The sequence below is a fragment of the Chryseobacterium daecheongense genome (assembly GCF_003729955.1).
GTDB lineage: Bacteria > Bacteroidota > Bacteroidia > Flavobacteriales > Weeksellaceae > Chryseobacterium > Chryseobacterium daecheongense.
On record NZ_RJTX01000004.1, the window covers coordinates 78828 to 96831 of the forward strand.

15 protein-coding genes are annotated in these 18004 nt (G+C 35.0%); 9 read left to right on the plus strand and 6 right to left on the minus strand.

Annotated elements, in window-relative coordinates:
- The first annotated feature begins 109 nt into the window (after positions 1-109).
- On the plus strand, positions 110-1465 hold the full coding sequence (locus tag EGI05_RS13700; protein WP_123263616.1) for a sensor histidine kinase: 1356 nt from the start codon (positions 110-112) through the stop codon (positions 1463-1465).
- The gene (locus EGI05_RS13705) at positions 1455-2144 is read left to right on the plus strand and encodes a response regulator transcription factor (protein ID WP_123263617.1); all 690 of its coding nucleotides are present in this window, start codon (positions 1455-1457) and stop codon (positions 2142-2144) included. The genes EGI05_RS13700 and EGI05_RS13705 overlap by 11 nt, the downstream gene beginning before the upstream one ends.
- Here the strand turns inward: EGI05_RS13705 and EGI05_RS13710 are convergent, their stop codons facing one another.
- The 3 genes from EGI05_RS13710 to EGI05_RS13720 all read right to left on the minus strand — a co-directional run bounded on the left by EGI05_RS13710 (position 2145) and on the right by EGI05_RS13720 (position 4513).
- Complete coding sequence (locus EGI05_RS13710; protein WP_123263618.1) at positions 2145-2972, minus strand: endonuclease/exonuclease/phosphatase family protein; 828 nt, start codon at positions 2970-2972, stop codon at positions 2145-2147.
- Between the two features lie 85 nt (positions 2973-3057).
- Positions 3058-3939 carry an SDR family oxidoreductase gene (locus EGI05_RS13715; protein WP_123263619.1) on the minus strand — a complete coding sequence of 294 codons (882 nt, stop codon included), beginning with the start codon at positions 3937-3939 and terminating at the stop codon, positions 3058-3060.
- Between the two features lie 163 nt (positions 3940-4102).
- On the minus strand, positions 4103-4513 hold the full coding sequence (locus EGI05_RS13720; RefSeq protein WP_123263620.1) for a DUF1573 domain-containing protein: 411 nt from the start codon (positions 4511-4513) through the stop codon (positions 4103-4105).
- A 166-nt stretch (positions 4514-4679) separates the two neighbouring features.
- Between EGI05_RS13720 and EGI05_RS13725 the strand changes: the two genes are divergently transcribed.
- The 5 genes from EGI05_RS13725 (at position 4680) to EGI05_RS13745 (ending at position 11213) form a co-directional block, all read left to right on the plus strand.
- Positions 4680-5933, plus strand: a complete 1254-nt coding sequence (locus tag EGI05_RS13725) for a sensor histidine kinase (RefSeq protein WP_123263621.1) — start codon at positions 4680-4682, stop codon at positions 5931-5933.
- Between the two features lie 7 nt (positions 5934-5940).
- Complete coding sequence (locus tag EGI05_RS13730; protein ID WP_123263622.1) at positions 5941-6621, plus strand: response regulator transcription factor; 681 nt, start codon at positions 5941-5943, stop codon at positions 6619-6621.
- Positions 6622-6696: 75 nt separating this feature from the next.
- On the plus strand, positions 6697-8994 hold the full coding sequence (locus EGI05_RS13735) for a GH92 family glycosyl hydrolase (protein ID WP_123263623.1): 2298 nt from the start codon (positions 6697-6699) through the stop codon (positions 8992-8994).
- 197 nt (positions 8995-9191) lie between these two features.
- On the plus strand, positions 9192-10199 hold the full coding sequence (locus EGI05_RS13740) for an aldo/keto reductase (protein WP_123263624.1): 1008 nt from the start codon (positions 9192-9194) through the stop codon (positions 10197-10199).
- Positions 10200-10316: 117 nt separating this feature from the next.
- On the plus strand, positions 10317-11213 hold the full coding sequence (locus tag EGI05_RS13745) for a helix-turn-helix domain-containing protein (protein ID WP_123263625.1): 897 nt from the start codon (positions 10317-10319) through the stop codon (positions 11211-11213).
- A 117-nt stretch (positions 11214-11330) separates the two neighbouring features.
- On the opposite strand, the gene EGI05_RS13750 is transcribed toward EGI05_RS13745, so the two are convergent.
- Together EGI05_RS13750 and EGI05_RS13755 are read right to left on the minus strand one after the other, a co-directional pair.
- Positions 11331-13484, minus strand: a complete 2154-nt coding sequence (locus tag EGI05_RS13750; protein ID WP_123263626.1) for an outer membrane beta-barrel family protein — start codon at positions 13482-13484, stop codon at positions 11331-11333.
- Positions 13485-13683: 199 nt separating this feature from the next.
- On the minus strand, positions 13684-14061 hold the full coding sequence (locus tag EGI05_RS13755) for a winged helix-turn-helix transcriptional regulator (protein WP_123263627.1): 378 nt from the start codon (positions 14059-14061) through the stop codon (positions 13684-13686).
- A 108-nt stretch (positions 14062-14169) separates the two neighbouring features.
- Between EGI05_RS13755 and EGI05_RS13760 the strand changes: the two genes are divergently transcribed.
- Positions 14170-14775, plus strand: a complete 606-nt coding sequence (locus EGI05_RS13760; protein ID WP_123263628.1) for an FMN-dependent NADH-azoreductase — start codon at positions 14170-14172, stop codon at positions 14773-14775.
- 195 nt (positions 14776-14970) lie between these two features.
- On the opposite strand, the gene EGI05_RS13765 is transcribed toward EGI05_RS13760, so the two are convergent.
- Positions 14971-16308 carry a dihydroorotase gene (locus EGI05_RS13765; RefSeq protein ID WP_123263629.1) on the minus strand — a complete coding sequence of 446 codons (1338 nt, stop codon included), beginning with the start codon at positions 16306-16308 and terminating at the stop codon, positions 14971-14973.
- Between the two features lie 120 nt (positions 16309-16428).
- Between EGI05_RS13765 and EGI05_RS13770 the strand changes: the two genes are divergently transcribed.
- Positions 16429-17880 (plus strand): lipopolysaccharide biosynthesis protein, encoded by a 1452-nt coding sequence (locus EGI05_RS13770; protein WP_123263630.1) that lies wholly within the window; start codon positions 16429-16431, stop codon positions 17878-17880.
- Positions 17881-18004: the final 124 nt, after the last annotated feature.

Genomic DNA, 18004 nt, shown 5'->3' on the forward strand with positions numbered 1-18004 from the left:
AACTTTTTATTTTAATAACAATACGAAGACAGTATTTGCCATAATTATTGATACAAAATTGGTTGTTATAACAGAGAAATTCAGTTAATGGAAGGTTAATGATAGGTTAATGTATATTGGCAAAAAATGTAAAGTTTTATCTTTGCTTCCAATGATCCTGAAAAGTAAAACTCTTTTTATTCTTTTTACTGTTTTATTCCTCATTCTCTTAGGAATACAGGCTTATTTTATGTATAAAACCTATCAGGTAACAGCCAGAGAAATCTATAGAACGATACAATCTCCACTTAGAGATTATACTGATGAACTGGAAGATAACGGCGGCGCAAATAAAATTGATGACGATTCTTTACAATATCTCTTTATCCGGTACAACAATAAAGAAATCAATAAGAAAGATTTTCTAAGATTTTTTGAAGAAAACAGAAAGCAAACAATGGAGTTATTCAGCAATCATGTTGATAATATGTTTAAAAAAGAAGGATATAGAGTTGCAGTAAAAATAGAATACTTATCCATTTCTTTTGTACCGGAAAATATTAATCTTCTTGACAAACCGATTGTGCTATATGAAACCAGAAATAAAATAATCAGCCCCGAAATTCTAAGCAGGGGAAAATGGGAAACATCTTCGGCATCAAAAATCACTCACAAATCCGGAAAAGACGACGTTTTCCTCGTAAAAAGCAAAACCAGTTTTGAAATATTAAACATTAAAAGTATTGTTTTTAAAGAGCAGGCCTTACTTTTTTTGTCTTGTATTGCGATCTTATCCTGTGTACTGATGCTATATATTTTTACTATTAAAAATCTAGCAGCCCAACAAAAACAGGTTGAAATTCTGCATACAGTGGTAGATAACATTTCACATGAATTCAAAACTCCTATTGCTACCCTAAAAATTGCTGCAAGGACCTTGAAAAAAGATTTAAATGCAGAAAATTTACCTATCATCGACCGGCAAATCAACCGACTGGAGAACCTGATGCATCAATTGCACACAGATGATACAAAAAATGAACCCGCAGAAATAGCCACTGAAGACTGGCAACTTTTTGTTCAGGATCTTGCCTTTACCTATCAGGAAATAGAATTCGTTTTAGAAAACCAAATTTCCAGACAACTTCCATTCGATAAAAACCTTATGGAAACTATGATTAAAAATCTTTGTGAAAACAGTATAAAATATGGTTCTTCATCTGTAAAACTTACACTTGCTGATCTCAAAAAAGGTATTGAAATCAAAATATCTGATAATGGTTGGGGTATGGAGAAAAAAGAACTGAAGAATATTTTTGAAAAATTCTACCGGATACAATCCGACAACATACACAATACCAAAGGATTAGGATTAGGCCTTTATTTTGTGCAGAAGATTATAAAAAAATACCAGGGCAGAATTGATGTAGCCAGTAAACGTGGTGAGGGAACAACTTTTACAATATATTTACCCTATGAAAACTAAAATTCTTTTAGTAGAAGATGATACAGATTTCGGAATGATACTGAAACAATATCTGGAGCTGGAAGATTTTGAAGTAGCCTGGTTCCAAAATCCCGATGATGTCGTAAACATCCTAAATTCCGATTTTGCTTTTCATATAGGAATCTTAGATATTATGTTACCTAATATGGACGGGTTTTCCCTGGCAAAAATGATTTTAGCTGAAAAAGCAGATTTTCCATTGATTTTTCTGACTGCAAAAAATCAAAAAATAGACAGACTAACAGGTTTGAAGCTGGGAGCAGATGATTATATTTCAAAACCATGCGACCCTGAAGAGCTGGTCCTCAGAATCAGAAGCATTCTTAAAAGAACATTACACACAGTACAGGAAGTCCGCATACAAATCGGAGAGTATCATTTAGAACCCAAAAAACTACTGCTGTTGCACCCAAAAGGAAATGTACGCCTGACCATTCGAGAAAAAGATCTTTTACTTTATCTTTTAAAGCATAACCAAAAAACACTGAAACGGGACGATATTTTAAATACTCTCTGGGAGACCAACGATTATTTTACCGGAAGAAGTTTGGATGTTTTCATCAGCAGACTCAGAAAATATTTCAGTAACGATCCTCAAATAAAAATCCAATCCCTGAGAGGAATTGGATTTGAAATTGATTTCCCTAAAAACTCATAATCATAATGATAATTCCACTAGTACCGGAAAATGATCCGACGGATATAATAAATTTTCTCGTCTGTCATTAATATGGCGATGGGATTTTATTTTAAACCCTTTGACAAAAATATAATCAATTCTATCTTTCGGAATTTCATTGACATTAAATGCAGTAAAAGTTCCTACAGGTCCATAATGTTTCGTTTGTGAATGATAAAAACTGTCTTCCAGGTTTTGAGAAAGTGTTTTAATAGGAACCGTATCTTCTGTAAGATTAAAATCTCCGCTTAGAGTCACCGGTAAATTTTTAGGATTGAGTTCTTTTATTTTTTTCAGGATCAATTCTGAAGATTTCGCCCTGGCTATATTCCCGATATGATCGAAATGCAGGTTTAAAGCCATAAATTCTTTTTTGGATTTTTTGTCTTTAAAGATAGCATAAGTACAAATCCGGTTTAAAGCAGCATCCCATCCCTTAGAAGGCTTTTCAGGAGTTTCGGACAGCCAAAATGTTCCTGATTTCAGAACCTGAAGTCTGTTTACATCATAAAATATAGCTGAAAATTCACCTTTTTCCTTGCCATCATCTCTTCCTACTCCTACATAATCATAATTTTTCAATCCTGTTTTGAGGTCTTTCATTTGTTCAGGAAGTGCTTCCTGAACTCCAAAATAATCCGGGTGGTAATAGCTTAACAAATCCAATACTTCCGGTTTTCTTTCCGTCCATGCATTTTCCTTATCAGATTCTACCTGAAGCCTGATATTGAAACTCATTACTTTAAAATCCTGCGAAAAGCCCAATGTGAAAAGCATTAGAAACAAAACTGAAAATTTGAAACTCATATTCTATATTTTAATTAATAAACAAAAATAAAAAACTTCCCTTTGCGAGAGAAGTTTATGCTTGCAGTTATTATGTTAAATTATTTTAATTTGACTTTTTAGCTTTGATCATTGCTTCCAGCGCATCCCACATTTCCTGGGGAATATCTTCCAACATATTAAATTCTCCTGCTCCCTGAAGCCATTCACCACCATCAATGGTAACCACTTCTCCATTCATATAGGCTGAATAGTCTGAAACCAGATAAGCTGCTAAGTTGGCTAATTCCTGGTGCTCTCCTACTCTTCTCAGCGGAACTTTTTTTCTCATATCGAATTTTTCCTGTAAATCTCCGGGAAGAAGCCTGTCCCATGCTCCTTTTGTAGGAAAAGGTCCCGGAGCAATCGCATTAAAACGTATTCCATACTTCGCCCATTCAACAGCTAAAGATCTTGTCATAGCCAAAACACCTGCCTTCGCACATGCGGATGGAACCACATAAGCAGAACCTGTCCAGGAATAGGTGGTCACAATATTCAAAACCGTTCCGGGAGTTTTCGAAGCGATCCAGTGTTTTCCTACGGAAAGTGTACAGTTCTTTGTTCCTTTTAAAACAATATCTAAAATAGAATCAAATGCAGAATGCGTCAATCTTTCGGTGGGAGAAATAAAATTGCCGGCAGCATTGTTCAGCAAAATATCAATTTTCCCAAATTCTTTCAACGTAGCATCTTTCATAGCTTCCACCTCATCCCAGTTTCTCACGTCACACGCAACACAAAGAACTTTCCCGCCTGTTTCTTCTTCCAATTCTTTAGCTGTAACCTGCAGCTTTTCAAGATTTCTGGAAGTAATCACTACTTTGGCACCCAGCTGAAGAAAATATCTGGTCATGGCCTTTCCAAGACCGCTTCCGCCTCCGGTTACAATAGCTACTTTATCTTTCAGAGCATCTTCACGCAACATCGGCTGTGTATATAGATTCATATATTTTAATTTTTCCTAAAAATAATAAATATTAAAATGCAAAATTTCAAAATACATTGATAAATGATGTTATAAATAATAAATACCGAAATAACCTTATCAAAAAAACAAAACAGCCTGGTCATTATGACCAGGCTGTTTTTAAATGGGTTTTAAAAATTAATTATGAAACCACTACTCCCTTGAAAGAAAGTGTTTTTGGAGTTTTACTGTCGCTTGTTGTAACATTAACCGTTTTCATAAACGCACCTGGATTTGCTGCATTGTAGCTAGCTTCTACAAACCCTTTTTTTCCCGGAAGGATTGGAGTTTTTGTATAATCTGCTGTTGTGCATCCACATGATGGTGCTACATTTTCTATTACAATTGGCTTTGAACCCGTATTAGTAAATTCAAATCTGATCAATTTTGGTTTTCCTTGGGGAATATTTCCTACGTCAATAGATTCTGATTTCCATTTGATAGCATCTGGAAGTGCCTTTACCACAGGAGCATGATCTACAGGAAATACATTAGCATAAAACGGAGCGCATGTTAAAACTGCTAAAAGAGCTGTAATTGTTAATTTTTTCATGATACAAATTTTATTAATGGATTAAAAAATCTCTTTGTTGATATTTTGATATAGCAAATGTAACAGTGATTATTAATCGAACATGTTAATCGCTCTCAAACATTTGTTAACGAGTTGTTAATGATAAAAGATAAATAGATATTTTTGGATAATATTGCTTCTGTAAATGGAAATAAAGAAACTCAATATTATTATCACTCTCGGGTTTGTAGCTATTATCGGAATTTTGATAGCCCAGCTTTTGTGGACCCGGCAAGCCTATAATCTTGAGGATAAAAAATTTAACCAAACGGTAAATGTCGCCCTACTTGAAGTCGTGGAGAAATTATCCGGTGGAAAAACTTCTTTTACCGAAAACCCGGTACAAAATATTTCCAACGATTATTATGTAGTTAATATCAATAATGAATTTCATCCTGCGGTCCTTGAGCATTACCTGAAAACAGAATTCAACCGTTTTCAAATCAATACCAATTATGTGTATGCATTATACAATTGCCACAGTGATCAGATGATCTATGGGAAATACGTTTCAAGTCATCAGGAGAACCCTAATGATAAGATGATCAAATTCCCGAAACATAAAAATCTTGTTTATTATTTTTCCATCCGTTTTCCTGATAAAACCACGTATCTGATAAGCTCGTTAAGGTTTTGGTATTTGCTTACCTTTGCCCTTATTATTATCCTTCTTGTATATGTTTATTCCATATACACTATTATTCAGCAAAAAAAATTCTCGGAACTGCAAAGGGATTTCATCAATAATATGACGCATGAGTTCAAAACTCCCCTTTCGTCCATTCTTTTAGCTTCTGAAGCATTAAGAAAGCAAGAACTCATAAAAGGAAACCCTAAACTACAAACCTATACTTCCATTATCACCGATCAAAGCTATAAGCTCAATCATCATATTGAAAAAATATTGAATATTGCCCGCAACGATGCTTCCGGATTATCACTGAAACCACAGAAAATAGTTTTATTGCCTTTCATTCAGGAAATTGTGGATACTATCAAACAAAAGAATGAAAATCTTTCCATACAAATAGATATAGATAATAATATTTCAATAATTGCTGATGAATTTCATTTCACCAATATTATCTACAACATTTTAGACAACTCCATCAAATATTGTGAAACAAAACCGGAAATCATCATTTCTTCATCAAAAGACACAAAAGGCTTATATTTAAAGTTTAAAGACAACGGAATGGGAATTCCTGCTAAAAATATTCCCCATATTTTTGATAAATTTTACAGGGTCAACACCAAAAAAAGTGATGAAGTAAACGGTTTTGGATTAGGTTTATTTTATGTAAAAAAGATCGTTCAGCAACATAATTGGAAAATTTCGGTGGAAAATAATCCTGATAAAGGGATTACCATCACCCTGTTTTTACCATTTAATTCATAGTAAAACCATGGAAAAGTCTAAAATTCTATATGCAGAAGATGACAGCACAATAGCTTTCCTGATCCAGGACAGCCTGGAAAGTTATTATGACATCTCATGGTATTCTGATGGAAAATCTGCGCTTGAAGCATTTAACAGCGGGACTTTCGACATCTGCCTTTTAGACATCATGATGCCTGAAATCAATGGATTTGAACTGGCACAGCATATTCGTGAAAAAAACTCTGAAATTCCCATTATTTTCATTTCTGCAAAAGCGTTAAAAGAAGACAGAATTAAAGGGTTAAAAATTGGCGCAGATGATTACCTGGTAAAGCCATTCAGCATTGAAGAACTCATTCTTAAAATCGAAGTTTTTTTGAAACGCTCTAAGAAAACAAACAGCTATCCATCGAAATACAAAGTTGGAAAATATGACTTTGATCCGGATAACTATACTTTGCGAGATGCACAAAATACCATCACTCTCACGCAAAGGGAATCTGACCTACTCTTATATTTTATCCGCAATAAAAACACCGTTCTGAAAAGACAGGATATTCTGAAGGCTATTTGGGGCGATGATGACTATTTTATGGGACGAAGCCTGGATGTATTTATTTCAAGATTACGAAAAGTATTTGCCGATGAACAGAATATATGCATTGAAAATCTCCATGGAATAGGTTTCCGTTTTTCTGAAAAATAAAGGATATGAAATCAAAACAATAAACAGTTATTCTTTGATTTTCTTTACATTTACTCTTCGAAAAAATATTCATCCATGAAAAGGTCAGGAACTACTGTTTTTCTATTTCTTTTATTTTTTAGTTTACATTATAAAGCCCAACAATTCGAAAAACTCTATCACTACGTGAATCCACTGATAGGAACTGAAAAAATGGGACATACTTATCCCGGAGCCACGGTTCCGTTTGGTGCAGTACAGCTAAGCCCGGAAACAGATTCCATTTCTTATGAGCTCAACGGAAAGTACAATGGAGAAGTGTACAAATACTGTGCAGGGTACCGGTATGAGGACAAAACAATTGTAGGTTTCAGCTCTACCCACTTTAGTGGAACCGGACATTCTGATCTTGGAGATTTTTTGGTAATGCCGACTGTCGGACCATTACAGCTCAACCCCGGAACTGCTTCAAATCCTGAAAAAGGATACAGAAGCAGATTTTCGCATCAAAATGAAAAAGCTGAAGCAGGTTATTATAAAGTAAAGCTTGAAGAAAATAATATTTTGGCTGAACTTACGGCTACAACCAGAGTTGGCGTACATCGCTATACGTTTCCAAAATCAGATCAGGCTCATATTATTTTGGATCTGATGGCCGGAATTTATAATTATGACGGTAAAAACGTATGGACTTATGTTCGTGTTGAAAATGATAACACCATCACAGGTTACCGTCAAACCAATGGTTGGGCGAGAACAAGGACGGTATATTTTGCGATGAAATTTTCAAAACCGTTCAAATCATACGGCCAGAAAAATTATGATGAGAAACAGGTGTACAGAGGATTCTGGAGAAAATTTGATCAGACTAAAAACTTCCCAGAAATCGCAGGAAAAAACCTGAAAATGTATTTTGATTTTGACACTAATGAAAATGAAGCTATTGAAATCAAATTAGCCATCTCCCCGGTAAGTCAAACTAATGCTTTAGATAACCTTGAAAAGGAAACCGGAAGTTTATCTTTTGATCAGGTAAAAGCAAAAGCGCAGGAAGACTGGAACAAAGAACTCAATAAAATTGTCATCCAGGGCTCCGAGACTGAAAAAACCAATTTTTATACGGCCATGTATCACACATTCATTAATCCTACTGTTTATATGGATGTCAATAATGAATACAAAGGTCTGGATCAAAATATTCATAAAGCGGATAGTTTTACCAACTATACTACATTTTCAATCTGGGACACTTACCGTGCTTTACATCCGTTCTTCAATATCATACAGCCTAAGCGAAATAATGATATGGTAAAATCCATGATAGCCCATTACAACCAGTTTTCTATGAAAATGTTACCCATCTGGTCTCATTATGCCAACGACAACTGGTGCATGAGCGGCTACCATAGTGTAAGTGTAGTTGCGGATGCCATTATTAAAGGGAATTATGACGGAGATCCCAAAGAAGCATTAAAGGCTTGTGTGGCAACTGCCAATAAAAGAGATTATGAAGGAATCGGATATTATATAGATTCCGGATACATCCCTGCAGAGAAAAACGGAACCTCAGTTTCCAATACATTGGAATATGCCTATGACGATTGGGCCATTGCTCAATTGGCAAAACATGTAGGAGAAACTGAAATTTATAATCAATTCATCAAACGTTCTGAAAACTGGAAAAATAATTTCGACAAAAGCATTGGTTTCATGCGTCCTCGTTTGGCAGATGGAAGCTTTAAAAAAGAGTTCGATCTGTTGAGCACTCACGGTCAGGGTTTCATTGAGGGAAATTCATGGAATTACAGCTTCTTTGTTCCTCACCATCCGGATGAACTTATCCAGATGATGGGCGGAAAGAAAAAGTTTGCAGCAAAGCTGGATGAATTGTTCACGATGCATTTACCGGATGAGTTTTTTGCAGATACAGAAGATATTACCCGGGAAGGAATTATCGGCGGCTATGTCCATGGAAATGAACCCGCTCATCATGTTGCCTATCTTTATAATTGGGCAGGGCAGCCGTGGAAAACACAGGCTCAGATCAGACACATCCTGGAAATGCAGTACAAAGCAACTCCGGATGGATTGGGCGGAAATGATGATGCAGGACAAATGAGCGCATGGTATATTTTAAGCACACTTGGATTTTATCCTGTGGCTCCCGGATCAGAAGATTATGCAATCGGGAGTCCGGCTGTAGATCAAGCTTTTTTACATTTAGAAAACGGAAAGACTTTTGAAATTGAAACTGTCAATCAAAGTCCAAAGAATGTATACGTTGAAAAAATTCTTCTGAATGGGAAAGAAATCAAAAACTTTACTTTAAAACATTCTGATATTGTGAATGGCGGGAAATTGATTTTTTACATGAGTTCTAAACCCAGAAAATAATTTTTTCAAAACATAAACTGTACTAATATTCAAACTAATTTTAACTAATAATTATACACAATTTTCTCACAGATTGGTAAACTGCTGTAGATAATTAAAGTTCAAATCATAATCTGTAATTTGCATACGACAACCATGGTTTTGCATACATTCAATTTCTAATTTCTGCTGAATTTTGTATCAATAAAATCAACAATATGAAATTGAATCAGGTAAAATTAGGAAATCAGGGACTAATAGTTCCGAAAATTGGCTTGGGATGTATGGGAATGACAGGTTTTGGCGATGCAGACATGTATGGCAAAACCGATGAGAAGGAAGCTATTGCAACAATTCACCGCTCTTTGGAATTGGGTGGGAATTTTCTGGACACTGCCGACTTATACGGCCCCTTCAAAAACGAACAACTGATTGCAAAAGCAATTGAAGGCCATCGCGATAAGTATATTATTGCAACAAAATTCGGTTGGGAGATTGATGACAACGAGCAAGTAACCTGGAAAATCAACGGGACAAAGGATTATGTGAAAAAATCTATCGAACGTTCTCTGAAAAATCTAAAAACAGATTATATCGATCTTTATTACATGCACCGTCTTGATAAAAATACACCTATTGAGGAAACTGTCGGAGCAATGAGTGATTTGGTGAAGGAAGGAAAAATCGGTTATATCGGTTTGTCGGAAGTATCTTCTGAAACAGTGAAAAAAGCGCATGCCGTTCATCCGATTTCTGCGGTACAAAGTGAATATTCTCTTTTTGAAAGAACTGTTGAAGAGAAAGGAGTTCTCAAAACATTGAATGAACTGGGAATTGGCTTTGTTGCGTATTCACCTTTGGGAAGAGGATTTTTGTCAGGAAATATCAAAACTATTGATGATTTGCCGGAAAATGATTTCAGAAGGGGAATTCCTCGTTTTCAGGAGCAACATTTTTATAAAAATATTGAGTTGGTGGAAGCCATCGAAGATTTAGCAAAAGAAAAGAATATCACGTCATCACAATTGGCTTTGGCGTGGATCATCAGCAAAGGAATTCTTCCTATTCCGGGAACGAAACGCAGAAAATATCTTGAACAGAATATTGAAGCGGCCAATGTTCAGATGAGTGAATCTGAAATTCAGAAACTGGAAAGCATTGTCCCTTTGGGAACAGATACAGGTGCAACTTATGATGATTTCGGAATGGGGCTTTTGGATTATTAATTTGTAACTTTATTTGTTTAAGATCAAATTATTCATACTGTTTAATTATAAACGCTTTCACAGCCCGGCTTGAGCGGAAATAACTGCCCAAATTATCATTAAAAAAATTTAAAAGTTATGAACACGATAAAATCTATTTCGGCATTTCACAAATTGCTTTCTCTTCCCGAGCCAAAGCACCCGATGGTAAGTGTTATCAATCTTTATGAAAGTATTTTCATTGAGGATGATATATGGAAGGGGTTCGTGAGCAGGTATTATTGTGTCGCTCTAAAACGAAATGCAAAAGGAAAAATAAAATACGGTCAGCAGCATTATGATTATGATAAAGGTGTATTGAGTTTTACAGCTCCGAATCAGGTTCAGTATCTGGATCTGAAGACAATGGATTGTGAAAATACGGGCTATTTGTTGATTTTCCACGAAGATTTTCTGTTGAAACATCCTTTGGCAAAGACAATTTCTTCTTATGGATTTTTCTCATACGCTGTGAATGAAGCTTTACATTTATCTGAGGATGAGGAAAATGACCTGCTAGAAATCATGTATAAAATCGATAAAGAATGTCAGCACATCGATCATCATACACAGGAAATTATTTTGTCGCAGATTGAATTGCTGCTGAATTATTCCAAACGTTTTTATGAGCGACAATTCATTACCCGAAAAAGCGGAAGCCATCAGCTTTTAACGAAATTTGAATCTTATTTAAATGATTATTTTGATAAAAAATCTGCTGATAAAGGGCTTTTAACCGTGCATCAAATTGCAGAAGCAATGAATCTTTCACCGAACTATCTGAGTGATCTTTTGAAAATTCATACCGGGCAGAATACACAGCAGCACATCCATGAAAAACTTATCAGCAAAGCAAAAGAAAAGCTTTCTACAACGGATCTTTCAGTGAGTGAGATTGCGTATGAATTGGGATTTGAGCATTCACAATCCTTTAGTACATTATTTAAAAAGAAAACGAATATGTCCCCACTGGAATTCAGGCAGTCTTTTAATTAAATTCTACAGATTTTACAGATGATTGAATTTGGATGAAAATTTCAGTGTTTTCAAATAAAAAGCGGGCTATAAAACCCGCTTTAATTGATTATAATTATTTGAAATCATATCTTGATTTTATTTTCCTCCTCCCTCATTCTTTTCAGTATCTGTCTTGGTATTTTCTTTTACCTTCTGGTTTCCGAAACGTTTGACAAACGTAAGGGAAAATCCATACCAATCCCATCGGTTAGAATTTTGGAAAGTACCGATCTGGCTGTAGGTGGTGGTATTCATATTCGGTCTCTTGAAAATATTCATCAGCTGAAGACTGGTTTCTATCTGAGATGCCGGAAATATTTTTGTCACCGAAATATTATGGAAGAAATTGGCTTTGTTAGCGATAGAATTCCCGCTATTCTGATTATCAACACTAAACCAGGCTCCCAAATTAATATTCTTATTAAAAAGATTGGTATAAGAAAGATTGGTAGATCCTGAAAAATAATTGATGAAATTTTGAGATGACAAATTGTTTCTTGTATTGAAATCACTGTTGTCTATATAATACCAACCAATGCCGAAATTGATATTAAGTTTGTTTTTCATCAAATTCTGATTAGTGTTGGCAAAAAGGTAGAATTTTTCAACTTTACCTTTGAAGTTCGCCGGCATAGAAATCGTTTTACCATCTTCTTCCACAAAAGTATTCCAATAATCCTGATCGGTGAACATATATCTTGCAGAGATAAAATATTTTTTAAATAATCCTAACTTCAATGCAACCCTATCATTCGGATTAGGAAGAAGATCCATATTTCCGCGGGAATACAATCCATCATTATTCGGCATAAGGAAAGGATTAAATTCCGCATACCACGGACGCCAAAGGCTATGATTATACGTTAAGGTCAGATCATAGTTATTAGAAAAAGAGTACTTCAGCAAAAGGTTGGGTAAAAGTGTTCCATAGGAATCAGTCCGTTCAATATTTCCCACATCCTGTCTGATTTTAAAACGGATATATTCATAACGCAACCCGATTCTGGTTTCAAACTTTTTAAAAAATGTTTTGCTGTAGTTGGCGTATACTGAATTGATATTGTCTGAATAATGGAAATTATTGCTTCTTGTATCATCAAAGACCCAATCCCCATTGGAAAGATTAAAATAGGTATTGGGAACTACATTATTATTAAAATTTGCTTTCCCGCCTACTTCCAGATTTCCGCCATTCTTACCTAGCGGAGTGGTATAATCTACTTTCAGATAATAATTCCGGTTCTGATTATAATTATCAATCCTCGATCCTTCAGGAATTACTGAATTATTAAATGTTTTAATAAAATCTGTTACTCCGTCATTGGAATTATAATTGCTTCCCAGATTGATATCGAGGATTTTGTTTTTTTCCTTGTCGTAATATTTATAAAAAATATTGGTCCCCAAATTACGGGTAAGCGAAGATGAATTTTGATCCTGAACGTAAGAATTCTGAAAAACATTATTGAGATAATTGGCTCCCGCAGCATTAGAAAAAGCATTTCCGTCGCCTTGATAATATTCCAGAACCAAACCTATGTTATTTTTATTATCCAGCTCAAATTCCGAAGTCGATGAAACAGAAGGATTCCTGTTTTTATAAGTGTTTTCCGTATCAATAGTAGTTACTAAATTATTTTTATAATACGTATTCCTGGCAGAGTTTTTTGTTATAAAAGTGTTATCGCTGTAACTTCCGGTAAAGGTTTGCGTGAAGCTTTTTTTATGATAATTGAGATTGAAGCTCCCATATTGGTTATTCTTCGTATTCTGAGTATTGGTAAGGGAAATACTGCCCTTTATCCCTTCATCATCACGTTTTTTTAATACAATATTGATGACTGCACCCGTTGCTTCATATCTTGAAGAAGGACTTGTAATCACCTCTATTTTCAAAAGGTTGTCTGCCGGAATGGTCTTGAGATATTCTTTAAGTTCTTTTCCTGTAAAAACAGATTTTCTGTCGTTGATATAAACTGTTACGGATTCTCCTTCCGCTTTAATCACATCATTGTTGTCTACACTTACCAAAGGCGACATTTTTACAATATCCCAGGTCGTATTTCCAGCCAGGATAGAGCTGTTGGCAACATTAAAAACCGTTCTGTCTGCCTTACTTTCCACCGTCGGCTTTTTGGCAACAAGGGTAACGCCTTCTATTTCTTTTTGCTTATTAAGGGTATCTTTTTGAGTTTGTGCGACAATGAAAGTACTCAATAGAGATCCTCCCAATGTTAAAAATAGTTTCATGAAATGGTAATTCTTTTTGAATAAGACAGCTTATGCTAGAACTTTGTTACACTGATAAGAAAAATAATAACAAATAATTTGATAATCAACCAGTTTCATTTAAAATTATTTCTAAAAACAGTGACGTATATCAAAAACCTAAAAAAACCTCACATGTTTAACATATGAGGCTGAGTTTATAAAATATTTTTAAGGATTTTTAAAATGCATCTTCTCTGATGTTTCGCTTATGCGTTTTACCCCACTCCGAAAGTGCCATGATAACAGGCTTGAGCGTTCGGCTATAATCTGTTGAAATATATTCTACTATCACCGGGGTCTGTTCTGCATGAACCACTCTTTTCACAAAACCATTCAGTTCCAGATCTTTGAGTTCATTTGAAAGTACTCTTGCAGAAATTCCCTGAATGTTTCTTTGAAGTTCGTTGAAACGGATATTTCCGCTTTCCTGTAAAACAATGATGATCTTCAGTTTCCATTTTCCGCCGATCACATAAATTGCGTCTTCCACAGCAGAAAGGTTTTCAGAACATTTTCTGGTACATTCAGAATTATTTAAAATAGCAGATTCTTCCATAAATCATTTTTTTAACTAACCAAAAAGTTACTACTAACCTTAAGTTCACTACTAACTTTTGATAAGCAAATGTACATAATTTTGTCAAAGAAATTTAAAATTTAAAACATGAAAAATATACTTCATATCATTTCAAGCCCAAGAAAAGAAGTTTCGGCAAGCAGAAAATTAGGAAAAGCTGTTATTGAAAAAATTCAGGAAAAATATCCTGATGCTGTTGTAAAAGACCGAGATCTTACAACAAGCCCGGCTCCACTTTTGAACGAAGCTCATATCAACACGTTTTTCTCTCCGGCTGAAAGTCATTCTTCCGAACAGCAATCCATTAACAAATATTCTGAAGATTTAATCTCGGAACTGCAGGAAGCTGATATCATCGTAATTGATTCTCCAATGTACAATTTTTCGGTTCCGGCAACACTTAGAGCGTATTTTGATTTCACTTCGAGAGCAGGATATACTTTTAAATATGATGAAAACGGACCAAAAGGCTTGTTGAATAATGATAAAAAGCTATATATAGCCTTCACTTCAGGGAATATTTATTCTCAAGGTCCTTTTCAGATTTATGATTCGAATGTACCTTACATCAAAAATATTTTTGGATTCTACGGTGTTTCAGATATTAGTGTTTTCCGTGCAGAAGGGTTATCAATTCCTGGAATCATGGAAACCTCTTTGGAAAAAGCGATTGAAGGAATTACTATTGATTAATTTTTTTAATATAAGTGTTAGAAAACGAAGCCCTTTAAATTTGAGAAGGCTTCGTTTTTTATTTTTATACCAATTTAATTTAAAATATGAAAATCTCTCACAGATTTAGCAGAGGGCTGTGTAAAAAAAGGATTTGCGTCATCTGTAAAATCTGCGAAAGAAAACTATATTTAGTTAAAACGGATTTCTTAAGAATTATTCCTGAACTTCAAAAAGCAATCGCTCCCCGAATTTTTCTTCACTAATTTTTCCATGATCATAAACCAAATGCCCGTTTACAAAAGTCTGAGTCACTTTGGAATGGAAATTCATACCTTCCAGCGGGCTCCAACCACATTTGTAAAGAATATTGTCTTTAGAAACCGTCCAGTTTTCATTGAGATCTACTAAAACCAAATCTGCTTTATACCCTTCTCTTACAAAGCCTCTTTTCTCTACTCTGAAAAGAATAGCCGGATTGTGGCACATTTTCTCAACGATTTTCTCTAAAGAAATTCTTCCGTTTTTATAATTTTCAAGCATTACCACTAATGAATGCTGTACCAAAGGGGCTCCGGAAGGACATTTTGTATATACATTCTGTTTTTCTTCTGCTGTGTGAGGGGCATGGTCTGTCGCAATCACATCAATTCTATCATCCAAAAGCGCTTCCCAAAGTCCATCTTTATCCTGCTGAGTTTTTACGGCAGGATTCCATTTGATTAAAGCACCTTTTGTTTCATAATCCTCGTTAGTGAACGTCAAATGATGAACACATACTTCCGCTGTAATCTTTTTATCTTGTAAAGGAATATCATTTCTGAAAAGTGAAGTTTCTTTCGCCGTGGAAAGATGGAAAACATGAAGTCTTGCTCCGGTTTTTTCTGCTAATTCAATGGCTTTTGAAGAAGATTTATAACACGCCTCTTCACTTCTGATCAGATGGTGGAATTTTACAGGAATATCTTCTCCGTATTCATCCATATATTTCTGGGTGTTGGCTTTAATGGTGGCTTCATCTTCACAGTGAACCGCAATCAGCATTTTGGTATTACTGAAAATCTTTTCCAGCGTTTCAGGGTTGTCAACCAGCATATTTCCGGTAGAAGAACCTAGGAAAAGTTTAATTCCGGGAACATTTCTGGGGTTTGTTTTTAAAACCTCTGCCAGATTATCATTAGTACCCCCCATCATAAATCCATAATTGGCATACGCTTTCTGAGCAGCAATTTCATATTTATCTGCCAATAATTCCTGGGTAACTGCATTCGGAACTGTATTCGGCTGATCGATAAAACTTGTTACACCTCCTGCAATTGCCGATCTGGATTCACTTTCAATATCTCCTTTATGTGTCAGTCCCGGTTCACGGAAATGCACCTGATCATCAATAACTCCAGGCAACAGATATTTTCCTGAACCATCAATCACCAGATCTGCTTCTTCAGAAATAGAAGATTTTATTTTCGAGATTACATCATTTTCAATTAAAATATCACCTTCAAAGATTTGTCCTTCGTTAACGATTTTTACATTTTTAATTAAGGTCTTCATTATACTTTTTTAGATATAAAAGATTCATTTCCGCAAAATTAAGCTTTCAAAAACGATTTTTAAACATAAGTCGGAAAATTCTAAAATCTAATATTTACATTTGCAGAAAATTTTTCAGAATTGTACAAGAAATTATTTGGACAAACAGCAATATACGGTCTTAGTTCTGTATTGGTCAGAATTTTCCCGTTCATTATTGCCCCTATAGTTACCAAGGCTTTCGGACCGGCCGCTTCATCGCCTTTCGTGGATTGGTATTCCATTGCCGGAGTGATTACTGTTTTGCTGACGCATGGTATGGAAACTTCTTTCTTCCGTTTTGCACAGGAGGAAAGCATCGATAGAAAAACCTTAATTTCTACATGCTCCATGAGCATTATTGGAATAGGTCTTATTTATCTTATTCTTGGATATGTTTTCAGGCAGGATTTAGCTAATGCTTTCGAAACCCCGGACCAGGTGAACTATCTTGTTATATTTCTATTCATCTTGTCATTAGATGCTTTTTCCACCATACCTTCCGCTATTTTGAGGCTTGAGGGGAAAGCTTTTCAATATATGTTTTCCAAAGTGGCAGGTTCATTGGTTTACTTTTTCTTAGTAGTCTTCTTTATCAAATGGCTTCCAAAACATCCTGAAGGGATCTTAGGAATACAATACAACCCTGAGTTTGGAGTCGGCTACGTTTTCATTGCCAATCTTGTTCAGAGTATTATTACACTGGCTATTGTAGGAAAAGAATTCGTGAATTTCAGTATTTCGAAATTTGATTTCAAATTGTGGAAAAGAATTATGAATTACTCCTGGCCCGTAATGATTGCCGGACTTGCCGGTATTGTAAATCAGACCCTGGACAGACAGTTCCTGAAATATCTTCTTCCTGATGAAGAAGCCCGCCATCAAATTGGAGTTTACGGTGCCGTATATAAAATAGCCACTTTTATTACAGTGTTCAGACAAGCTTATCAGCTGGGTATTGAGCCTTATTTTTTCTCAAGCTTTAAGAATAAGGATTCCCATAAAACCTATGCAGTGTTGATGGATGTTTTTGTGATTTGCAGCTGCGTCATTTATATGGGATTAATGGTCAATCTGCAATGGATTTCCGAAGAATATCTTAGAAACCCGCTTTATTATGAAGGCATTGAAATCATTCCGTTTGTGATGTTAGGGGCATTATTTTTAGGAATATATCTTAATCTGTCTATATGGTACAAATTGTCTGATCAGACAAAAGTAGGTTTATATATCTCCATCATAGGTGCTGTCATTACGATTCTGATCAATTTCTTATTCATTCCTAAGTACGGATATTGGGCAAGTGCAATAGCGGCATTAATCACTTTTATGTCTATGATGATTATTTCCTATGTTTGGGGACAAATATGGTATCCAATCCATTATAACACAGCCAAAATAGTATTGTACCTTACGGTTACGGTCTCATTATCTTTAGTATCATTCTATTGTTTCAGAACCAATTATTTTGTAGGCAATTTATTCTTATTGGCATTCTTTGCATTAGTTGCTTTTAATGAAAAAACCATTATAAAAAAGATCCTCAAAAGATAGTTTATCATCAATAGTATCAAACACTTACAACATTTGTTATCATACAAATTGTAATCTTTCATAGATTCTCCATCAAGTATCTGTGAATTTTAATTACATTTGCCAAAAATCAGTACGATTTTTA